The 22,321-nt window shown below is 37.5% G+C and carries 19 protein-coding genes; 13 read left to right on the top strand and 6 right to left on the bottom strand.

Annotated elements, in window-relative coordinates; genetic code table 11:
- The first annotated feature begins 82 nt into the window (after window positions 1-82).
- The 4 genes from recX (at window position 83) to IGL13_RS10305 (ending at window position 3,985) form a co-directional block, all read left to right on the top strand.
- The gene (gene recX, locus IGL13_RS10320; protein ID WP_002356439.1) at window positions 83-883 is read left to right on the top strand and encodes a recombination regulator RecX; all 801 of its coding nucleotides are present in this window, start codon (window positions 83-85) and stop codon (window positions 881-883) included.
- On the top strand, window positions 873-2,057 hold the full coding sequence (mutY, locus tag IGL13_RS10315; protein ID WP_002378628.1) for an A/G-specific adenine glycosylase: 1,185 nt from the start codon (window positions 873-875) through the stop codon (window positions 2,055-2,057). The genes recX and mutY overlap by 11 nt, the downstream gene beginning before the upstream one ends.
- Window positions 2,058-2,237: 180 nt before the next feature.
- The gene (locus IGL13_RS10310; RefSeq protein WP_002356443.1) at window positions 2,238-3,362 is read left to right on the top strand and encodes an LCP family protein; all 1,125 of its coding nucleotides are present in this window, start codon (window positions 2,238-2,240) and stop codon (window positions 3,360-3,362) included.
- 137 nt (window positions 3,363-3,499) lie between these two features.
- Window positions 3,500-3,985, top strand: coding sequence for a hypothetical protein (locus tag IGL13_RS10305; RefSeq protein WP_002356444.1), 486 nt, complete (start codon window positions 3,500-3,502; stop codon window positions 3,983-3,985).
- 44 nt (window positions 3,986-4,029) lie between these two features.
- On the opposite strand, the gene IGL13_RS10300 is transcribed toward IGL13_RS10305, so the two are convergent.
- The 4 genes from IGL13_RS10300 to IGL13_RS10285 all read right to left on the bottom strand — a co-directional run bounded on the left by IGL13_RS10300 (window position 4,030) and on the right by IGL13_RS10285 (window position 7,442).
- The gene (locus IGL13_RS10300) at window positions 4,030-4,554 is read right to left on the bottom strand and encodes a GNAT family N-acetyltransferase (RefSeq protein WP_002362532.1); all 525 of its coding nucleotides are present in this window, start codon (window positions 4,552-4,554) and stop codon (window positions 4,030-4,032) included.
- 16 nt (window positions 4,555-4,570) lie between these two features.
- Complete coding sequence (locus IGL13_RS10295) at window positions 4,571-5,410, bottom strand: NUDIX domain-containing protein (protein ID WP_002384084.1); 840 nt, start codon at window positions 5,408-5,410, stop codon at window positions 4,571-4,573.
- Window positions 5,411-5,554: 144 nt separating this feature from the next.
- Window positions 5,555-6,742 carry a toxic anion resistance protein gene (locus IGL13_RS10290; protein WP_002356447.1) on the bottom strand — a complete coding sequence of 396 codons (1,188 nt, stop codon included), beginning with the start codon at window positions 6,740-6,742 and terminating at the stop codon, window positions 5,555-5,557.
- A 19-nt stretch (window positions 6,743-6,761) separates the two neighbouring features.
- A complete protein-coding gene (locus IGL13_RS10285; protein WP_002378627.1) occupies window positions 6,762-7,442 on the bottom strand; it encodes a 5-bromo-4-chloroindolyl phosphate hydrolysis family protein in 681 nt (226 codons plus the stop codon).
- Window positions 7,443-7,844: 402 nt separating this feature from the next.
- On the opposite strand from IGL13_RS10285, the gene IGL13_RS10280 reads away from it, so the two are divergent.
- Genes IGL13_RS10280 through IGL13_RS10270 form a run of 3 tightly spaced genes read left to right on the top strand, consistent with a single transcriptional unit; the run spans window position 7,845 to window position 9,433 of the window.
- A complete protein-coding gene (locus tag IGL13_RS10280; RefSeq protein ID WP_002356449.1) occupies window positions 7,845-8,429 on the top strand; it encodes an NUDIX hydrolase in 585 nt (194 codons plus the stop codon).
- On the top strand, window positions 8,426-8,722 hold the full coding sequence (gene macP / locus IGL13_RS10275) for a cell wall synthase accessory phosphoprotein MacP (protein WP_002356451.1): 297 nt from the start codon (window positions 8,426-8,428) through the stop codon (window positions 8,720-8,722). The genes IGL13_RS10280 and macP overlap by 4 nt, the downstream gene beginning before the upstream one ends.
- Before the next feature lie 15 nt (window positions 8,723-8,737).
- A complete protein-coding gene (locus IGL13_RS10270; protein WP_002356454.1) occupies window positions 8,738-9,433 on the top strand; it encodes a 5'-methylthioadenosine/adenosylhomocysteine nucleosidase in 696 nt (231 codons plus the stop codon).
- A gap of 66 nt (window positions 9,434-9,499) precedes the next feature.
- Here IGL13_RS10270 and IGL13_RS10265 read toward each other — a convergent pair whose 3' ends face one another.
- Entirely contained in the window at window positions 9,500-9,766 is a 267-nt protein-coding gene (locus tag IGL13_RS10265; protein ID WP_002356455.1) for a GIY-YIG nuclease family protein, read from the bottom strand.
- Entirely contained in the window at window positions 9,756-10,490 is a 735-nt protein-coding gene (locus IGL13_RS10260) for a tRNA1(Val) (adenine(37)-N6)-methyltransferase (protein WP_002374085.1), read from the bottom strand. Before IGL13_RS10260 ends, IGL13_RS10265 begins: the two co-directional genes overlap by 11 nt.
- A gap of 188 nt (window positions 10,491-10,678) precedes the next feature.
- On the opposite strand from IGL13_RS10260, the gene IGL13_RS10255 reads away from it, so the two are divergent.
- From IGL13_RS10255 to elrA, 6 genes are all read left to right on the top strand, one after another.
- Window positions 10,679-11,305 (top strand): lysophospholipid acyltransferase family protein, encoded by a 627-nt coding sequence (locus tag IGL13_RS10255; RefSeq protein ID WP_002356461.1) that lies wholly within the window; start codon window positions 10,679-10,681, stop codon window positions 11,303-11,305.
- Window positions 11,306-11,356: 51 nt separating this feature from the next.
- Window positions 11,357-12,625, top strand: a complete 1,269-nt coding sequence (locus tag IGL13_RS10250; RefSeq protein WP_002401877.1) for an exonuclease SbcCD subunit D — start codon at window positions 11,357-11,359, stop codon at window positions 12,623-12,625.
- 4 nt (window positions 12,626-12,629) lie between these two features.
- Window positions 12,630-15,767 (top strand): SbcC/MukB-like Walker B domain-containing protein, encoded by a 3,138-nt coding sequence (locus IGL13_RS10245; RefSeq protein WP_002378623.1) that lies wholly within the window; start codon window positions 12,630-12,632, stop codon window positions 15,765-15,767.
- Between the two features lie 19 nt (window positions 15,768-15,786).
- Window positions 15,787-18,984, top strand: a complete 3,198-nt coding sequence (locus IGL13_RS10240; RefSeq protein ID WP_002378622.1) for a DEAD/DEAH box helicase — start codon at window positions 15,787-15,789, stop codon at window positions 18,982-18,984.
- A 67-nt stretch (window positions 18,985-19,051) separates the two neighbouring features.
- Window positions 19,052-19,957 carry an Rgg family transcriptional regulator ElrR gene (gene elrR, locus IGL13_RS10235; RefSeq protein WP_002385708.1) on the top strand — a complete coding sequence of 302 codons (906 nt, stop codon included), beginning with the start codon at window positions 19,052-19,054 and terminating at the stop codon, window positions 19,955-19,957.
- Window positions 19,958-20,146: 189 nt separating this feature from the next.
- Complete coding sequence (gene elrA, locus IGL13_RS10230) at window positions 20,147-22,318, top strand: enterococcal leucine-rich protein ElrA (RefSeq protein WP_002401878.1); 2,172 nt, start codon at window positions 20,147-20,149, stop codon at window positions 22,316-22,318.
- The last annotated feature ends 3 nt before the right edge of the window (window positions 22,319-22,321 follow it).

The raw sequence follows: 22,321 nt of genomic DNA, 5'->3' as shown, positions 1-22,321 counted from the left end.
GCACATTTTTATTTATTTGGCTTCCAAGGATTCTATGGTATAGTAGAATATATGTTCTGATTTAGAGGGGCAGGAGAATAAGATGACAACAATCACACGAATTAGTAAAGATAAAGGTGAATTTTATCTACTTTGGCTATCTTCAGGCGAAAAACTGCGTGTCTCGGAAGATATTTTAGTACGGCAGCGTCTGCTAAAAGGCCAAGAGTTATCAGATACTTTAATAGAAGAAATAAAAAAAGCCAGTTCTTATGATGTCGGGTTACAAATGGCGATGAATTATTTAAGCTATCAATTACGTTCAAAGAAAGAGATTTTTACTTATTTAAAAGAGAAAGAAATTGTACCTGAAGATCGAGTAAAAATCGTTCAACGTTTAGAAGAGCTGCGGTTGTTGGATGATGCAATTTTTAGTGAAAGTTACGTACGGACAGCTATGCGAACCAGTGATAAAGGACCACGAAATGTAGCACAACAATTAAAGCAAAAAGGCATTAGTGAAGAAGATATTCAGCATGGCTTGACCTTTTATACGTTAGATGAACAACTTAATGTTGCCACAGCAACTGCAGAAAAAGCCATGAAACGCTATCGAACTAAAAGTTTTAAAGATGCACTTCAGAAAACGCGTCTGCATCTGATGCAAAAGGGCTTTACAAATGAAATCATTGATCTAGCTTTGGAATCTTTAGCTTTTGAAAAGGACGAAGAACAAGAACAACAAGCGTTAAACAAGGAAGGCGAACGTTTATGGCGTGCCAATCAGCGATTTGATTTTTCTAAAAAAGTCCAAAAAGTAAAACAAAGCTTATTCCAAAAAGGGTTTGACTATGATTTGATTCAGCAATTTATTAGCGAAAAGGAAGTAGAACATGACGAATAAAGAGCCTTGGGAGGCGTGGAGTCCCGAAAAAGTTAGTTCATTCCAGGAAGATTTTTTAGCTTGGTATGAACGAGAAAAACGCAATTTACCTTGGCGAGCGAATACAGATGCATATCGTATTTGGATTTCTGAAATTATGCTACAACAAACTCGCGTAGATACAGTCATTGATTATTTTTATCGATTTATGGAATGGTTTCCGACGATTCAAGATTTAGCGGAAGCGCCAGATGATAAGTTGTTGAAAGCTTGGGAAGGGTTAGGCTACTATTCACGAGCGCGTAATTTAAAAGTGGCAGCGCAACAGATTGTTTCAGAATTTGGTGGGAAAATGCCTGACACAATCGAAGATATTCGGAGTTTAAAAGGAATCGGCCCCTATACAGCTGGTGCGATTGGCAGTATTGCCTTTAATCTCCCCGAACCAGCAATTGACGGTAACGTCATGCGGGTAGTGAGCCGTTTATTTGAAATTGATGCAGATATTGCAAAAGCGAGTAGTCGTAAAGTATTTGAAGCGGCGATGCTTAAAATCATCGATCGTGAGCGTCCAGGGGATTTTAATCAAGCCTTAATGGATCTAGGCTCAGCCGTCTGCACCCCAACTTCACCTAAGTGTGAAAGCTGTCCGCTTCAGCAATATTGTGCGGCCTATCAGGTAGATAAAATGACCGCTTATCCAGTCAAATCAAAAAAAGTTAAGCCGAAAGATGTGTATTATGTCGGCACTATTATTGAAAATAAAAAGCAAGAATTTTTATTAGAACAACGACCTGAAACCGGTTTGTTAGCCAATATGTGGCTGTTTCCGATTGAAGAAATTAGCAAAAAACAATTTCAACAATTGCAAAAAATGGCGCAACCAGTAGAAACGGAAAAACAATTAACTTTAGAGTTAGATCCTGTAACAGAGCCTTTGGTTGCTGAAGAACCTGTCAATGTTTTTGCTGACTATGACACAGTTGTCTGGCAAAAACGTGCCTTAGGCGAAGTCGTTCATATTTTCAGTCATTTAAAATGGCATATCTTAGTCTTTTATGGCCGAAATACAGGCGAATTAGCCACACTAGAGTCGCAGCGATGGGTAGCAGCACAACAATTTTCGGACTATGTTTTTCCAAAACCACAGCAAAAAATGGTGGAATTGTTCAAAAAAGAACACAAAAATAAATAACAAAAAAGAGAGACTTTTAAACAAACAAGCCTCTCTTTTTTGTTTCCTCTAGGTTATACCCCTATATAAATTCTGCTATGTTTAGTTTTGAAGGGGACTGGTAAGATAGACTTGTCTCTTGTCTGCTTAGAGGAGTAGTAATGATGGTGGAGACTTTTTAAGAGAGAGGAAGTACAGCCAATGAGTAGGAAGCGAAAAATCAGCTTAATTAGTTTAGTCATCATTTTGGTTTTTGTCACAGTCGGCTCAGCATACTTTGCTGTAGCGGGTAGCTATTTAAAGAAAACAATTGATAAAGGCTATGTTCCCATAAAAAATGATTATAATGAAGCGCAAAATAAAGATAGTCAATCGTTTTTGATTATGGGGCTAGACAATACAATTGAACGGAAATTAGGCACAACTAGGACTGATGCTATGATGGTGATTACCGTGAATAACAAGACGAAGAAAATAACCTATTTAAGTTTGCCACGGGATAGTTTTGTGCAAATTGATGCGAAAAATTACCAAGGGATGCAGCGAATTGAAGCCGCCTATACCTACGATGGACCAACAGCTTCTGTTAACACAGTTGAGAAATTATTGAATATTCCAATCAATCATTACGTTGTGTTTAACTTTTTATCTTTTATTAAGTTAATTGATGCAGTTGGCGGCATAGATGTCAATGTCAAGCAGGCGTTTGATGGTGTCACCAAAGACGGGCCAGGATCCATTCATTTTGATGCAGGGAAACAGCATTTAGATGGTACGAAAGCTTTATCTTATGCCCGTGAAAGACATAGCGATAACGATATTATGCGTGGATTCCGACAACAAGAAATTATTCAAGCAGTTGAAGACAAGTTGAAATCTGGTCAATCAATCATGAAAATAATGGACATTATTGATTCGTTAAATGGAAACATTCAAACTGATGTGGATTCCAATGAATTGACTCATTTAGTCAAAGAAGGTTTGACTTGGACCAATTATGATAAACAACAGCTTTCTTTTGACTGGCGCACTTTTAGTAATGAAGGGCGCAGTATGGTTGAACTATATCCAGATAGTATTGAAAATGTCCGTCATCAATTACGTGTGTCTTTAAATTTAGAAAAGCCAGATGAACGAGATCAAGACGGCTATGTCTTCCATACGAACGGTGAATTTTTATATCAAAGTGATTATACCGTTCAAGATGAAGCAGCTGAGGAAAACGAAATGACTTCCATCAACGGCAATACGTATATTGGTGTTCCTGGTAATACACAGACCGGCCCGTTGCCATCAGTTAAAACGGAAAATGGCTTTATAAAATAATTTATTTTCCAAGTGTAGAAAATCCGAACATAACAGATTAAATAATCCGCTTACTTATTATTCTTCTAAGGAAAAAACGAAGGATTTTAGCAAGGAAACAGCGTATCATTTGATATAAACCCAACATTCCCTTTATAATGAAAGTAACAAGCAAATTTTTGTTACTTAGAAGGGGAAGGGAGCAAGGAGTTATGTTTAGTTATACAGATACCATTTTGTCAATTATGCAAAGAATTGAAGTATACAACGAAATTTTCAAAGCCATCTCTAAAGAAGTTCAAGAATACGGTTGTAATCAGGCTGCACATCGGAGAGGCCGTGACACTTATATGTTTTGCCGAAATAATGTGAATCGTTTTTTTACAGAAGAAATGATGTTTCGTAAAAATTTAGAGCCGTATTATGATAAAGAAGCAACGAAAATCTTGCTAGAAGGATTAGATACGTATAAAGAAGGAGTATTTTTCTGGTTAGAGGCATTAAGTGAATCTTGCCAAGTGACAGATGAATTGAAATATCAATTAGGAATCCGCCAAAAAGAATCCTCTTATTTATTAATTAATCAAGCTTGTAAAGAAGCCTGTGAGGGCATTCAAAGCGCTCATAGTGTTCATAAGATGTAAAAAGTTAGGGATAGCTGTCAATCTGGCAGTTATCCCTAACTTTTTTATTTCAATATCATCTGATAAGCATAACGTTCGCCATCGTTAACATCTAAAATCACGTCACCTTGATAAACAAAGCCAGCTTTTTTAATCAGGTGCTGCATAGCGAGATTTTGTGGATGTGTATCGATTCGAATATCAGTAGCACCTTGCAAACGAGCGGCTGTAACCAGTGAGCGCAAAAGCACCAAAGCCAGTCCTTGACCTTGAAAGGAACTTTTTAAAGCAACACGATGAATTGCCGTATACGTAGTTTGAGAATGAGGTTGCCAAGAACCATTAAAAATCGCTTCATAAGCAGGATCAATCTCCGAACATAAAACACCAACGCCTGCCAAGGCATCCTCAACCATTAAAATATAGCAAGTTTGCTGGTCGATATCTTTTGCTAAAATTTCTTGATTCGGGCCATCGCCGTTTTGCCATTGGGGAATGCCACTTTTTTGTAAGGTGCGGCGTCCATCTTCAATGATAGCAAGGATGTCAGGCAAATCAGAAGGTTCTGCTTTTCTTAAGTAAACAGTCAAAAAATATTCCCTCCTCTTAGAAACCTGTTGTTGTTTTCAATTGGTAAATTTTTGAAGGGCGGCCAATGCCAACGGGACGTTCACCTAACTCTTCAAAATATTGTGTCATGGCTTTTTTAAAATTTGAATGGTCAATGCTACGATAATCAACGCCGAGGAACTTCGCAAAAACTTTACGGGCTTCCGTAATGGTGAAATCTTTTCCTAAGACTTGAAGCACTTGCGGTTCATGTTCCATTTTATCAACAACACGATTAAACGCCTTAATTATAATTTCACTATGGTCGAAGGCTAATGTATCTTTACCAAGAGAGGCCGCTGTTTTCAAGTCTAAAGTAATTTCCACATCTTCATGAGATAACGTGATATGTTGACCATGTCGTTCAAGATTGAACCAGTGGACTTCTTTGGCATCGTCGCCAGCAATTAAAGGTTCTTCACCAATAAAGGCTAAATAGCTGACTGTCACGACCCAGCCACGAGGATCTCGATCTGGGCGACTAAAGCTGTGTAATTGTTCAATATTTTCTTGAGAAATCACCACACCAGTTTCCTCTTTTGTTTCTCTTAAAACACTATCTTCAGTAGATTCGTTGCGATTAACAAAACCGCCAGGAAGCGCCCATGAGTTTCTAAAGGGGTGACCTTTACGTTGAATCAGTAAGACTTTCAATTGATCGGCTTCCTTGTTGTAACAAAGAAGAACCATATCAACGGTTAAAGAGGGTTTTTCATATTCAGGTAATTCTTGTTGATGATACCAAGTTAGAAACTCTGCTAAGCTAGCTTGGCGTTCATAATAATTTTTTTCTTCGGCTTTAGAAGCAAATTGTGGCACAATTGCTCCTCCTTTCAAAAAGAAACATGGTTTTCTTTTATTGTATCATTAAGTGGCTGAAATACAATATTCAAGCGTAAAAAGAAAAGCAAGCCTGGGACAAAAATCCAAAGTGATTTTTGTCCCAGGCTTGTACTATAAGAAGTTTGTTCTAAACGTTGTTTATTGTGTTAATTCTAATAATTTATTTTTCAAATCTTCTTCCATATGGCCAAGTTCGATCTCGGCAGCTTGGCGTTTTTCTTTTCCTTCTTGTTGAATACGTAATGTTTCTTGGATAGTTTCAATTAAATCATTTTGTGTTTTTTGTAATGTTTCAATATCGACTAGGCCACGTTCGTTTTCTTTTGCTGTTTCAATTGCAGAAATTTTTAGCATTTCTGAATTTTTCTTCAGTAAGTCATTGGTGGTTTCAGAGACTTGACGTTGAGCAGTCACAGCATCTTTTTGACGGAGTAAGGTCAAGGCGATGACTACTTGGTTTTTCCATAACGGAATCGCCGTATTCACCGATGATTGAATTTTCTCAGCCAAAGCTTGGTTAGTATTTTGAATTAAACGAATTTGTGGGGCTTGTTGAATCGTAATTTGACGAGCCAAGCGTAAATCATGGGTTCTTTTTTCTAAACGGTCTAGGAATTGGTTATAATCATTAACAATTTGGACATCCATTTGATCCCCAGATTCTTCCGCTTTTTTCATGGCTTCAGGGATAATTTGCGTCCGTAGTTCTTCTGCTTTTAATTCCCCAGCGGCAATATAGATGTTTAAGGCATCAAAATAATCTTTATTTTTTTGATACAATTGATCTAACATGGCATTATCTTTTAAAAGACCATCTTTTTCATGGGTTAATTTGACAGCAATTTTGTCAATTTGCGCACCAATTTTTTGATATTTGGCGGTAATTTCGTAAACGGATTGTTTGACTTTACCTAACATTTTTTGAATAAAGTTGCCTTCGCCAGCACGTAATTCATTGGGATTGGCTTCATTTAAACGAAACATTAGATCGGTCAGTGAATCACCAACAGGACCAATGTCTTGTGCTTGAACGTGGTTTAACATCGCTTGCGAAAATTCGCCGAGTTTGATTTGGGCATTTGAACCATAGGTAATTACTGCTTGTGAATCTTGGACATCAATTTTTGAAGCTAATTCTTTTGCTTGGGCTTGACGTTCTTGTGGTAATTTATCAATTAAACGAGGAGCTGCTTGCTGTTCTTTTAACTCAGATAGTTCATTTTGTTGCGTTGGTGTTAGTTCATCCATTGATGAAAATGGATTACTTAATAAATCGTCCAATGTATTGGTTACAGATGTTGTTTCTTTGGGTTGTTGCTCAGTCATTTTTTTTCCTCCCTAATGATTATTGCTGGTCTTCGTTTACTTGAGGTGATTCCTCAGTTGCAGCTTTTTGCGACAAGCTGCTTTTAGCGATCGACATTTCGACATCTAAATCGTCTAAGTCATCGGAAACGATTTCCTCATAATCATTTTTAACTAATTTTGACAATTGGTCAATGATTTGTGCGCTTTCTTCTAATTTTTCATACGTTTGTTTGTTTTTTACTTCATGTTGTTCTATTTCTAAATGTTTACTTGTTAAGTCAACGATATTTGGTAAATGTGTATAGAGAAAGTGATTGGCTAAGTGTAACTTTTTAGGTTCTTTCACTAACTCTTTAAACAGAGCTTTAGAAACCTTCGTAGTATCATTACGTAAGTCAATCGCCCGTAATTTAGTTGAACGATTCATGTTTTCTTGTAATTGTATGATTTGTTTTTTGGCTGTGCTCATTGTACTTCTGAAAAAATCAATTTCTTGTGGAGATAACCCCAACTCACGATAATGGGTTTCTTTATCTTTCGTTAAGTAAGGCATTTGATCGCTTTTGTCGGCGGCATTTTTCTTTTTTCGATAGAGAACGAATACTAAAAAGCCTACCAGAATCACAAAAGCGAAGAAGCCATATTCTCTAGCGACAGCAATGATTAAGGCTCCTAAAAGAATATAGCCAATCAGTAATTTTGTATTTAATTTGTTCATTTATATAGTTCCTCCTATCTATCTAATCCTCGAAAGAGTCAGCTCTCGTTACAATAGTTATTTTAGCATACTCTGTGAGAGAAAAGACATACAGCGGAAGATGTATTTTATGATTTAGTGAAATCCTAAGAAAAAAAGTATAAAACGCAAAAAAAGACCCGTCCTAATTGGGGGTAGGACGGGAAAGGAGTTAAAAATGAAAAAGTGTTTTGTTAGGGTTGTTTGTTGGTATGCTTAAATAATACAAGGAAGTTGTGAATTTTTTATGTCTATTTTTTTTCGAAAATGTAATTTTTTTCTAAAGCAATAAATTTTTTTCTTTGAAAAGGGTTTAACTAGAGAAGAAGGGGTGCGATTTTTATCATTTTAGGGTATGATAAACAAGAAAGGTTGGTGAAAGATATGTTAAATTATGAGGACTTCGAAGAAAAAACACTTCAACGTCGAGAAATTTTTAAAGGAAAGATTATTGATGTTTTTTTGGATGACGTGGCTTTACCGACAGGCGGCACTGCTAAACGCGAATTGGTTTTTCATTCAGGCGCAGTAGCTATGATTCCGTTAACCGCAGAAGGAAAAATCGTCTTAGTTAAACAATTTAGAAAACCCTTGGAACAAGTGATTTTAGAAATTCCAGCGGGAAAAATTGATCCTGGAGAAGAAAATCAACTGGAAACGACGGCTATGCGGGAATTGGAAGAAGAAACTGGGTATCGTGCAGGTCAGCTTACCTACATAAATTCAATGTATCTGTCACCAGGATTTGCTAATGAAAAATTGGCTCTCTATTTGGCAACGGATTTGCAGAAAGTTGAAAATCCACGTCCTCAAGATGAAGATGAAATCTTGGAACTTTACGAGCTAACAATAGCTGAAGCCAAAGCAGAAGTGGCAAAGGGCACGATTTGTGATGCCAAAACACTTTTTGCTATACAATACTGGGAATTGTATTTACTGCAGAGACAGTTTAAGGAGGACACGCAATGAGCAAAGGTCCGTTAGTCACTCGGACAGAACTTCGCAAACGCAGAGAAGCAGAGGAAAAAGAAGCAGAACGTCGTCAGCAGGAAGAACAGAAGCTGGCGGAAAAAGCGTATAAGCGAAAAGAAAAAGAAATTTCGACGTTTTATCGTAAAGAAAAGAAAAAACAAAAACCAATCAACAAGTCACGAGTAGGAGAATACTCGAAGCGTCGAGAACGGAGTACTTGGTTAAACAAGGCAATTATTATTGTAGCGATTTTATTAGCCGTTGTGGCATATATCGTTTTGAATTTATAGAAAAGAGGAATCACTATGAAAATTGGAATTATTGGAGCAATGGATCAAGAGGTCAAAATTCTAAAAGAAAAATTGACAGACACGATGTCATGGGAACGAGCAGGCGCTTTATTTGTTTCTGGTTCGTTAGGAAGACACGAGGTGATTGTGGTTCGTTCAGGAATTGGTAAAGTGGCCTCAGCTGTGACCACGACTTTATTGATTCATCAATATGGCGTAAATATGGTGATTAATACCGGTTCTGCTGGTGGTATCGGTGAAGGACTAAAAGTTGGCGATTTAGTCATTGCAGACAAATTAGCTTATTTTGATGTTGATGTCACTGGTTTTGGTTATGCCTATGGACAATTGCCTGGTGGTGTGCCTTTGTATTTTGAAACAAGTGAATACTTGCGGATGGAAATTGCGAAAGCCGCTGAAAAAACTGGTTTAGCTATTCGTAAAGGATTGATTGTTACTGGAGATACTTTTGTGGATAGCGCTGAGAAAATCGCCAAAATTAAGAAAGAGTTTCCTGAAGCCTTAGCTTGTGAAATGGAAGGCGCAGCAATTGGCCAAGCGGCTTCACAGTTCAATATTCCATTCTTAGTTGTACGGGCAATGAGTGATACAGCAGATGGCGAAGCAACTCAAAGCTTTGACGAATTCATCGATGAAGCTGGGAAAAAATCAGCCGAAATGGTTATTCATTTTGTCGAGAACTTAGTTTAAAAAGAGAAAGAAACAGCCATCATTTCATCAATGAAATGATGGCTGTTTCTTTTTGCTTATTGTCACTTAATGAAAGGTTTTTAAATACTGTTCTTTTTGTTTACGCGTTAATTTTTTAAAGGCGGCTTCGGCTTTGGTGGCCGCGCTACGTGTTTCAAATTTCTCTGTATGAATCATTTTGACTGGGCGGCGTTTGGCTAACCGTGTATATTTTGCACCAGTTCCGCTATTATGTTCGGTTAATCGACGTTCTGGCTCAGTTGTATAGCCACCGTAAAAGGAACCATCTTGGCAAAGTAAAACATAAAAATAATGGGATTTCTTATTCTCCATACAGCATAGCCTTCATTTCTGCTTCGTATTCGTTCTTTTCATTGTATGTAAAAAGAGGTGGTAACACACGAAAACCGTCTTTTTTGCCTTGCTTAATGCCTTCAATTAGTAAAACATTGGCTTCTTTGCCTGGCTTCGGATAAACAAACCGAGCTTTTTTCGGCGCAATATTGGCGTTTTCCATGGCATGTAAAATATCCAGGAAACGATCAGGACGATGAACCATTGCGAGGCGACCATTTGTTTTTAATAAATCCGCCGACACAGTGACCACTTCTTGAAGAGACGTGTGAATTTCATGACGGGCAATCGCTAAGTGCGGGTTTGGATTTTTTTGGCTAGTTGGTCGTTCTTTAAAGTATGGGGGATTACATAGTACTAAATCCACAGAATCTTTTTTGATGACTTCTGTCGCTTGTTTTAAATCACGTTCATACATCGTTACTTGTTTTTCCAATTTATTTAATAGAATACTTCGTTGACCCATATCTGCCAAACGAGGTTGTAATTCGATTTGGTCGATCTTTGCAGCTGTTTTCCGACTAACGAAGAGGCCGACCGCGCCATTGCCAGCACACAAATCGACAATCTTGCCTTTTTTTGGTAGTTGCGGAAAATTAGCCAATAAGACTGCATCAATGGAAAAAGAAAAGACTTCTTTGCTTTGAATAATTTTAATATCATCCGCATATAATTGATCAATCCGTTCGCCGGATAATAACATAGATTAAGAACCTCCAACTTTTCATCTGATTGTTCATGTATTATACTACTTTTAAACCCGTATGACAAAATCTGTTCCCTAGATTAGTAGGGACATGTTATTTCTCTAATTGATAGACGTAAAAAAAGCTTGTCAAAAGGTAGAGCTTTCGGCATACTAGAAAGCGGAGAGAAGAAAGGAAGAAAATTATGTTTTTTACATTTATGCGTGGCGTGGTTCGCGTCATTTTATTTGTGATTAATGGAAATGCACATTATGAAAATAAAGAAAAATTACCAAAAGACCAAAACTATGTCTTAGTTGCGCCGCATCGAACATGGTGGGAACCGCTGTATTTAGCTGTTGCTGGCAGTCCTAAGAAGTTTAGCTTTATGGCAAAAAAAGAGTTGTTTAAAAATCCTGTTTTACGTTTCATTTTAAAACATGCGAATGCGTTTCCGGTGGATCGTGAGAAGCCCGGTCCCAGCGCGATTAAAACACCTGTCAAAATTTTAAAAAATTCTGATTTAAGTTTGATTATGTTCCCCAGTGGCACGCGTCATTCCTCAGAATTAAAAGGTGGGGTAGCCTTGATTGCTAAAATGGGGCGAGTACCTATCGTGCCATCTGTTTATCAAGGTCCGTTAACTTTAAAAGAGTTGTTTAAACGTAAAAAAGTAACGGTTCGTTTTGGGGAGCCAATCGATATTAGCGATATTAAAAAAATGGATAAAGACGGTTTAGCTGAAGTGGAACGTCGGATGCAAGAAGCATTTGATCAGTTAGATAAAGAAATTGATCCAACTTTTAAATATGAATCAACAGAAAAAGAATAAAACAAACCGCTACAAAATAGGAATGTTACTGGCAGGTAGTCTCATCAAAAGATGATGCTCCCTGTCTTTTTTCTTGTGTTAAGAAAAAAGTTTGTTAAAAATCTAATTCTTCTGTCCGATTTTCTTAAAAAATACCAGAAATTTGTTATAATAATAAGAAGGACTTTTTTAGGCGGTGAAAAAATGAAATTTTTACATACAGCAGATTGGCATATTGGCAAAAAATTACATGGTTTTGATTTATTGGCAGAACAAAGGGAAGCCTTTAAACAAATCTTAGCAATTGCGAAAGAAGAGCAAGTGGATGCTGTTGTGATCGCTGGAGATTTGTATGATCGCTCTGTTCCAGCGGTTGAAGCAGTCGAGATTTTTAATGAAATGATGATTCAAATGAATCTCAAAGAGCATTTCCCCGTGTTAGCTATTTCGGGAAACCATGATAGCAGCACTCGTTTAGAAACAGGAGGCCCTTGGTTTAACCAAACACAATTTCATTTGAATACGCGTTTAGAACAAGCCTTTCAACCAATTGAAATCGACAATACCCAATTTTATTTGTTGCCTTATTTTGAACCGATTGCGGCTCGCTTATATTTTGAAGATGAAACGATTCGAACGATTCAGGCGGCGATGGAAAAAGTTGTCGCGAAAATGCAAGAATCTTTTCTCCCCAATAAAAAACAGGTGTTAGTTAGTCATTTTTTTGTCGCTGGCAGTGAAAAAACTGATTCTGAAACAAAATTAACAGTGGGTGGTTTGGATGTTGTACCGACGGCTTTGTTAGAGCCTTTTGATTATGTCGCGTTGGGCCACTTACATGGAAAAAATGCGTTGCAGGCACCTAATGCTCGATACAGTGGCTCGCCTGTAAAATTTTCTTTATCAGAAATGACACAAGAAAAGGGTGTTTGGCTTGTTGAAACAGAAACTGAAGTTCATTTTCAATTCCGTACTTTGAAACCATTGCGAGACATTCAACAATTGACGGGCTCGTTTCAGCAGTTAACGGATCCCGCTTTTTATCAAGAAGTGAATCGGGAAAATTATTTACATGTCCAATTAACCGACCGAGCGATCATTCCCAACATGATGAATCAATTGCGAAAAATTTACCCCAAAATTATTGGGCTGGAACGTTTGAATGGTCGAGAAACAAGCAACGGAAATCAGAAAAAAGTGGTACAAATAGAACAACGTTCACCAGAAGAACATCTGCATGACTTTTTTAACGATGTGACAGGAGAGGCCTTGACAGAACAACAAGCACAATGGGTCCAAGAAGAACTGAGTACACTTAATCAATTAGAAAGAGGGAAGTAACAGGATGAAACCATTATCTTTAACATTGAAAAACTTCGGACCGTATATTAATGAAACCATTGATTTTACGAAGTTTGAAGATTCTTCACTTTTTCTAATTAGTGGAAAAACAGGGGCTGGGAAAACAACGATTTTTGATGGAATGAGCTATGCTTTGTTTGGTGAAAGTTCTGGGAAATTACGTTTAGGCAAAGAAATGCGTTCCACATTTGCTGACCCCTCAGAAGCCACTGAAGTTACTTTGCTTTTTAAACATAACGAGTTTCTCTATGAACTGAACCGCCTTCCCGAACAAGAACTTTTTAAAAAACGTGGCACAGGAGTCCGTAAACAAAGTGCCAAAATTTCTTTAATTGTCAAAGATGCTCAAGGGAAAGAACTACGAGCCTATTCTAAAAGACGTGAAGTGGACGAACTCATTCAAGAATTATTACATTTGAATGCCAATCAATTTGCTCAAATTGTATTGTTACCACAAGGAGAGTTTCGGACTTTTTTAATTGCTAAAAGTGATGAAAAAGAAAAGGTTTTGCGTAATTTATTCGGAACAGAATTGTATCAGTTGTTCAGCGAAAATTTAAAAGAACGCTTAAAAATTGCCAATCAAGAAATTCAAGAAACCCAGCAAAAAATTGAACTGAAAACAGAACAGTTGCATTGGTCAGAAGAACCTGAACCGACAATGACACTTTTTGAAAAACTTCAATTATTAGAAAGCCAACAACAAGAGGCTCAGCAACAATTATTAGTTGAAAGAGAACAAATTGCAACCTTAAAACAAGCCAAACAAGCAAAAGAGCAAGTTCGTTATGCTATTGAAGAACGACAAAACTTGCAACAGCAAAAAGAAGAATTACTGGAAAAGAAAGCAAAACAAGCTGAACAGGAAACCGTCATTGAGCGGTTAAAGGAACAGATTCAGCAATTAAAATGGAGCCAAAAACAGCAACCTTTAGCTGAAAAAGTCTTTGAAAAACGAAGCGAAAAACAACAAAAAGAGCAAGAAACAAAGTCCAAACAACAAGCTTTTATGGAAACGCAACAAGCATTGACAGATTGGCAAGCAATCATGAGTGAGTTGGAAGAACAACAACCATTGATTGCTGAAAAACAAGAACGTCTTCAAACGATTCAACGTCAATTACCACAATACCAAGAATATGAACAGTTAGCTCAACGAAAAATAGCAGAACAAGCCAATTATCAAGCCATTCAAAAAGAGTATGAATCTTGCCAACAGGAAAAAATAACATTAGCGGATAAAGTGGCGACAGCCAAACAATTTATTGAACAAGAAGGAACACTTGAAAAAGCAAATTTTGAATGTTCTAGTGTAGCAGATCATTGGCAAAATTTTGTAGAACGTTGGCAAAAAAATCAAAAAGCTTGGCAAAAAATTAGTCAAAACCAAGGGGAATTGCACGAGTTGACACAACGGTTTGCTGTTGAACAGCAACAAAAAAGCGTCGAAGAAGCGAAGTTGCAGACAAAGAAAAGTCAATGGGCCTCTTTACAAATCCAACGATTAAGCTTGTTACTTGAAGAGGGGGAACCTTGCCCAGTTTGTGGCTCTTTAGAACATCCAAAGCAACAAACTCATCAAGAAGTTTCCTTAGAAGAGATTGATCAAGCGGAACGGGAATTAACGGAAGTTGAAAAAACGGTACAACGATTTACTGAAACGCTCTCTGCATTAGGGGCGGAAAAGCAACAGAAAGAAAGTCAATTACAAGAACAGGAAGCTGCGTATACTGAGGAACAAGAACAATTAGCAGCGCAGTTTGCTGACTTGCAGTTGCCGTTAACAGGACTAACTTTTTCACAAGTAACACCTGCAGAAATTGCGGAAGTTGAGTCGCAATTAGCTAAAGAAAAACAACAAATAGCACAAAAACTAACGGAAATTTCAGTCGAAAAGGACCGTCTGGCGGAACTAGAAGAACAAGTAGCTGAAAATTCCCAACGCTTTGAAGTGCTCCGACAACAAGTAGAAACAATGCAACAAAGTCTGGAAAGAATCACTATCCAGCAGCAAATGATTGCTAGCCAATTATTGGATGCAACCGTCACATACGAAGAAATGACTAAACGACAAGCTTTGCTTCAAGAAGAACTCTCTGCATTTGAACGTCAAAAAGAAAACGTGACGACACAAGGAGAAACCTTGAAGAAAGAAGAAATGATCCTTGAAAGTACGTTGACGCATTTGGAGAAAGAACAACAAACACTTCAACAAACAGTCGCACAACTTGAGAGTCAGTTAAACGCAGTTTTAACGGAACAAGGAGTGACAGAGGACCAATTGACGGAGTGGTTGAAAGAGGTACCGACACTAGAAAGTCAGCAAGAACAAATTGCTTTATTTGAACAAGAGCAAACCCAACTGACTATCCAACTCGCTGAAATTGAAAAAAAATTATCTAGTGATACGTTCCCAGAATTATCTTTAATCACCACAGAAATTGAACAAATAACACAACAAATTGAAGAACAAGAAAAAAAATACTATCAACTGCATGAAAAAATGCTGAACAACCAACAGTTGGTTCAAGAAATTAATGCGCAAAGAACAACAATTGAAGACAAGTTTGAGGAAGTTGCTGCACTACAACAATTGGCAGATACGGTGAATGGCAATAATCCTAAAAAAATTAGTTTTGAACGGTATATGTTACAAACGTATTTAGAAAGAGTGCTGACAGTCGCTAATCAGCGTTTAGACCGCCTGACCAATAGTCGTTATCAATTTGAATTGAATCACGAAGCAGGTAGTTATCGGAATCAAACGGGGCTAGAAATCAATATTTATGATGACAATTCAGGGACGGTGCGCAGCGCTCACACGTTATCAGGCGGGGAAAGTTTTATAGCAGCGTTAGCTTTGGCACTTTCTTTAGCAGAAGTGATTCAAGAACAAGCAGGCGGAGTCTTAATTGATGCGTTGTTTATTGATGAAGGCTTTGGTTCCTTAGATGAAGAAGCATTGGAAATGGCAATGGAGGCGTTAGAAACGATTGAAAATGAAGGCCGCATGATTGGGATTATTAGTCATATTGGCGAATTAAAAGCACGAATTCCACAACAATTACAAATAAAAAGCAATGGGAATGGTCAAAGTACCGTTCACTATCAGCTAGCTTAGTAGAAGAGGAGGTGAGTCGATGAAATGGAGTATTCCAGAGCGAATCGTTGAACAAGGGCGCGAATATATGCAAGAAGGCCGGGTCTTATCTATCGTTCAAAATCCAGAAAAAAGGATCTGGTTGTCTGAGGTTTTAGGGGAAGAACTTTATCTTGTTGAATTGGATGGTACCGCCAAAGAACAAGATGTTTGTGAATGTCAATATTGGATGGAACATGGCTATTGCAAGCATACAGTGGCAGTTGAACTGGCACTGAAACAACGAGGCGTGTCAAGAATTATTCAAGCGAATCAAACAGTCAGTTTTGAGAAAACAAATCGATCAACAGCTGAAATGTTTACCAAAGGCTTTGCCAAATTAAGCAAAGCTTCTGCCGAAGTTCCCTTGCAGCCTTTACGTTTAGAATTTCATTTAGATGTGATCGAAACGAATAATTACTATCCAGAATTATCAACGATTGGTCTTTCTTTAAAAATTGGTTTGGAAGGCACCAAACCTAAAACATATATTGTGAAAAATATTGGTGATTTTTTACAAGCATATGAAAAAGAAATGACTTTTATGGTGAATAAGCAACACCAATTTACTTTGCTACATGATTCTTTTTCAATGGAGATTCAAGAAATTTTAACAGAACTTGCGGCAATTTATCATACCAGCCAATTATTAGGTGCAAACGGTATTCAAGTTAAAGGGAAAATCGACAAACGTTATCTATTATTACCAATTGATCGCAGTCAATCGTTAGTTGAAAAAATGAATCGAACGGGTCAGTTTATATTAACCAATCAAACTCATAAGTATCGCTATCTAACGTTCAAAGAAACCAGTTTGCCACTTACGTTTACAGTGCAAAAAACCGAGGAACAAAGCTTCAAATTAACTATTCAGAATCCTATTACAACGTTTCTAGCCCACTATCACTGGGCGATTGCGGATCAAACGGTTTATTTACTAACAGAAGAGCAGGAAGCCATCTACACCACGTTACTTCAATTAATGAAACGCTTGGAAGAGCCGTCAATTATTTATGAAAAAGAAACAGTTTCTGATTTATTTAGTGAAGTGTTACCATTATTGGAAAAAATTGGTCGAGTGTCTGTTGAAGAATCAGTTGAAGAACTAGTCGTCCATCATCCTTTAAAAGCAGTCTTTATTTTTAAGAAAATTAAAGGTCGGATTAATGCTCGAATTGACTATCACTATGGAGAAGTCATTTTCTCGACAAACCCGAAATATGCTCAATTACCTGAAGTCAATCAAGAAATCGTTCGAGATAAAGCAAAAGAAACAGCAATTAAGCAGCAATTTCAACAGTTTGCCTATCAGCAAACAACCACAGGCTTTGAAAAAGTCTTACCTGCTGGGGAGTCCTTGTATTATTTCTTTAAATCCGAAGTACCAGCTTTCCGTCAATTAGGAGAAGTTCGGATGGGACGGAAATTACGGGAATTGTATTTAGATGCCCAGCATCATCAACCAACGATTGAAGTTGCGGAAGGGGATTCTTGGTTGGATATTCGGTTTGATGTCACTGGCATTGATGAAACCGAAATCGATGCAGTATTGACTAGTCTGCTACGTAATGATGCTTTTTATACGTTAAAAAGTGGTGAAATTCTTGCTTTTGACTCAGAGGAATTTTTCCATACAAGTGCAATTTTAACGAAGCTACGAAAAAATATGCATCAAGAAGACAATGTCATTCATGTGCCCAAAAATCAAGGTCTCATGATCGAAAGTTTATTAGAAGACAACGAGCGGGCACATTTTTCAGATTCCTTTAAAAAAATGGTCACGGATTTAACACATCCAGAAAACTTTGAAGCGCAAGTCCCCAAAACCTTACAAGCAACGTTACGCCATTACCAAGAAACAGGGTATAAATGGCTGAAAATGCTTAGCCATTATCAATTTGGCGGTATTTTAGCTGATGAAATGGGTTTAGGGAAGACACTGCAAACCATTACCTATTTACTTTCGGAAAAAGAAGAAGAGCGCTTGAAAGGGACAGCTTTGATTGTCGCTCCTGCAAGTTTAACCTATAACTGGTTAGCCGAAGTCAAACGTTTTGCGCCAACCTTAAATGTTCAAGTGGTTTCTGGCAATCGCCAAGAACGAGCAGCGCTTTTACAAAATAGCACCGAAGATATTCTGATTACTTCTTATGCAAGTATGCGACAAGATGTTCAGCTTTATCAGGAAATGCGTGTCGGCTATTTGATTTTAGATGAGGCTCAAATGGTTAAAAATAGTGGGACTAAAACGGCGCAAGCCTTAAAAAGTTTAAAAGTACCGCAACGTTTTGCATTAAGTGGCACACCAATTGAAAATAATTTAGATGAACTGTGGTCAATTTTCCAAATGATCTTACCGGGATTGTTCCCAGGCAAAAAAGCCTTTCGAGAAATTAAGCCGGAAGAAATTGCCAAAATGATTCAACCATTCATTTTACGACGAGACAAGAAAACGGTGCTCGCAGACTTACCAGAAAAAATTGAAAATAATATGTACAGTGTCTTAACAGAAGAACAAAAAACGGTTTATTTGGCCTATCTAAAACAAATGCAAGCAGATGTCAGTCAAATGGATCAGGCGACCTTCAAGAAAAATCGCATGAGTATTTTAGCAGGCTTGACCCGTTTACGACAAATCTGTTGCGATCCGCGTTTGTTTATTGAGGATTACACGGGAGGTTCTGGCAAAGTGGAACAAGTCAAAGACTTTTTAGTGGCTGCCAAAGAAAACAATCGTCGTGTCCTATTATTTTCTCAGTTCACAAGTATGCTTTCTATCTTAGAAAAAGAATTGAATGAATTAGGTTTAGAGACGTTCTATTTACGAGGAAGTACGAAGCCTCAAGATCGGTTAACGATGGCGAATGCCTTCAATGAAGGAGAAAAAGATGTCTTCTTAATTTCATTGAAAGCAGGGGGAACCGGACTAAATTTAACTGGTGCAGATACAGTTATTTTATACGATTTATGGTGGAATCCCGCAGTCGAAGAACAAGCGGCTGGTCGGGCGCACCGCATGGGACAAAAAAAGGTTGTTGAAGTGTGGCGGATGATTGCAGAAGGAACGGTTGAAGAAAAAATGAATTCCTTACAGCAAGAAAAACGCGAGCTGTTCCAAAAAGTGATTCAAGGAAATGAAGAGCAATTAGCGAAAATGACGGAAGAAGATATTCGCACAATTTTAAGCATTGGGGAATAACCGTTCAACTTAGTTGCTATCTTATTTAAAGAGAAATGGAGTAATTCGTTTGAAACAAAAAGAATATATGGAATATCGGCCGCTAGGTGAAGAAATTGAACGGATTCGTAAAGGAAAAAATATTCCTCTGCGTGTCTTTGATGAAAATGGTGTTTCTAGTCGAAGTTATCAACGCTTTGTCCAAGGAAATAGTGAATTGCGTATTTCGGATTTAGCCATTATTGTCGAAATCTTGTCTATTTCGCCGATGGAAATGACAGAAAAATTAACGCCAATGTCCAAAACAGTTTTAGCTAAGGAGCAGTTTAATCAAGCAATCTTTAGTAAAAATTTTCAAGAAAGTAGTCGAATCGTTGCAGATTATCGGGCGTATTATGAGAAATCGTCTTTTGCTTTAGGAAAGCAAGAAGTAATGTATTCGATGTTGGCGTTGGAATATCTTTTTAACCCTCAAACGGTTGTGACAAAAGAGGAAATTATTGCATTAGAAAATCAGATTCTGGAACGATTAATTAATGCCGATGTGTATACTATTTTTAATTTGAAATTTTTAGCATTACAAAAAAACGTTGGCTTGCAGCCGTTTCCAACTTCGTTACTTTTTCGTGTACTACAATCTGTCAATGAGCGGGAAATTATTGATATTCGCTCGCTAGAAATTATCGAGCAAGTAATTATTGATTTTTTATTTGCGGCGATTGTCAGCCAAAATGTTCCCCATATTCTTCATGTATTAAGCATGTTTAAAGAATATGAAGTGGGTGAAAATAACTGGCGAATGATCCTCTGGAAAAAAATAGCAGAAAAAATAGAAATGATTTTAACCAATGAAGAAATATTCGCAGATTGGTCAATCTTTAAAGAACAGATCCTTTTATCTATCACATTGTTTTTACCAAAAGCCAAACAAGAATTTTTTGCTGGGCAATTGGAAAAAATAGAGGATAGTTTAAAAGAAATAAAAGAAAACTAGGCATAATTGAGAATTTGTCATAATACATTCTGGTTGTGTTTAGCGACAAAGAGCGCCAAATAGGGGTAGAAAACCCTATTTGGCGCTCTTTGTCTTGTCTATACAAATTAATTTGGACAGTTTGTCGTAATTGAACCCATTTTCAGTTGATATTCACTATAATTAAGAAAATATCAGGAGGTGAAGTTTATGAAAAAAATGTGCATCTCCGCAGTTAGTGCCTTACTTTTGGGTAATAGTTTGCTACTTCCTGTAACAACTTTCGCCGAAACGACCGAAACAATTGCATCCTCCAGTGAAGAAAATGTTTCATCTGTTTCAGAAGAAAAGATTCCAGAAACTTCATCGGCAGAAGAGCAAAATTCAGCAACCAGTAGTTCGGAGATTCCCCAATCAGAAGAGTTAACGACTGTTGAAACAAGTGAAGAGCCGCCAAATGAAGCACTAGCGATAACGGAAGCACAACTGATGATGCCCCAATTATACGCAGGTGCTGTCTTAGATAAAGCGACGCCTATCAGTACACTATTTCCTGATCCAGCCTTTGCGGAAAATATCAGAAAACAGTTAAGCAAATCTCGGACCTCTAATACTGTCACCCAAGCAGAATTGGATAAACTGAATAAAGTTATTTTAGAAAATGTCGTTGTTTCTAATGTGGAAGGAGTTCAATACCTAAGAAACTTAGAAGAATTATCTTTTCAAGATTCACTCAATGTAACAGATTTGAGTCCTTTTGCTAAAGGTGAATTTAAGCTATTACGTTTTTTATATATGAGAAACAATAAAATAGCTGATCTTAGTCCGTTAGGTCAAGCAGGATTAATTAATTTAGAAGGCTTGTATGTTGAGAACAATCAATTAACGACATTAAATGGACTTGAAGGAATGGCTGCTTTAAAAAATTTAAGTATCCAAAATACGACAGATCATCCGTCAAAAATCACGCCGAATAATCGAGTGACTTCCTTCGACCCGCTTCGTTCTCTTCGTAATATAGAAACCATTTGGGCTGCCAATAATCAGATTGCTACTTTAGATGGGCTTACGGAAGCAAATAACCTACTCCGTCTTTATGTGGAAAATAATCAATTAAAAACAATTGCGCCCTTGGCGAATAAGCCACGTCTAGAAGAGTTGAGTATTATGAATCAAACGATTGCTAGTCTGGAAGCTTTAAGCACTGTTCCTAATCTGCGTGTACTGTATGCAAGAAACAATCAAATTTCTTCCTTGGCACCGTTAGAGAAAACACTCAATCTAACAGTTTTAGATGTGGGAGAAAATCAAATTTCAGATATCAGTCCGTTAAAAGGCTTAACGGCCATTACAGGGCTAGATGTATCTAATCAAATGATTATCTTATCTTCTGTCGATTATATTGCTGGGAAACCACTGCAATTAAAAAATAAGGTGGTATCTCGTGATGGTCAACTATTTCCACCGCTGACGATTAGCCCTTATGGAAGTTACGATGCCACAAAAGGACTGTTTGAATGGAATTTACCCAAAGCTCATGAAGGCGTTTCTTATATCTGGGAATCAACAGATAAAGCATACTTAGGGAACTTTTCTGGAACAGTCGTCCAACCTGTCAAAGAAGTTTTCTTAAGTGAAACGAAACTATCTTGGTCAAAAGAGCGTATAGAAAAGTCGATGGAAAAAACAATCGATATTGATGACTTTCAAAAAACAGCCCTGCCTTTTTATTGGCAAGATGTCGATGCTGGGAATAGATTACAATTTATTGTCAAAAAAGAGGGCCAAGAAATCCAGAAATTAGCAGATGAAACAACCACTAATTCTAAAACATTTAAGGAAAAAGCCTTGTTATTACCAGAACTAACTTATGGAAAACAGCAGTTGGTCGTGGAAGTCTATGATAAAGGCTACAAGATTGATGAATTAGCGCTAACAGTCACTGTGGTTGGCTCTGTCAGGTTCAAAACGGTACCCACAGCGATTTCCTTTGGGAATGAGCTGCAAATCGCTAGTAGCACGACCCAATATCCAATTGTTTCCATGGATCAACCATTAGTGATACGGGATACTCGTCAAACAGGGAATAATTGGTCGCTTGCACTAACCGTTACTTCTGATTTCAAATCTGAATCAGGTGCTACGTTGCCGAATATTTTAAAATTTAGAACCAACCATCGCTTACAGGACATTCCAGAAGGCCAATCGATTCTTGTTCACAACCAAGTCAATGGACATCAAGAAACAAATATTTCTGATCAATGGAAAGAAAATGACCAAGAGTTGTTATTATCTGTTCCTGGAGGGACGGCCAAAGCAGAAGAATACGAAGCAAAACTAACTTGGCACTTGATGGACGTACCTGATGGCAGTGCAAAATAGGGG

The organism is Enterococcus sp. DIV1937 (assembly GCF_050535975.1).
GTDB lineage: Bacteria > Bacillota > Bacilli > Lactobacillales > Enterococcaceae > Enterococcus > Enterococcus faecalis.
This window is presented reverse-complemented; position numbering and strand designations above follow the sequence as displayed.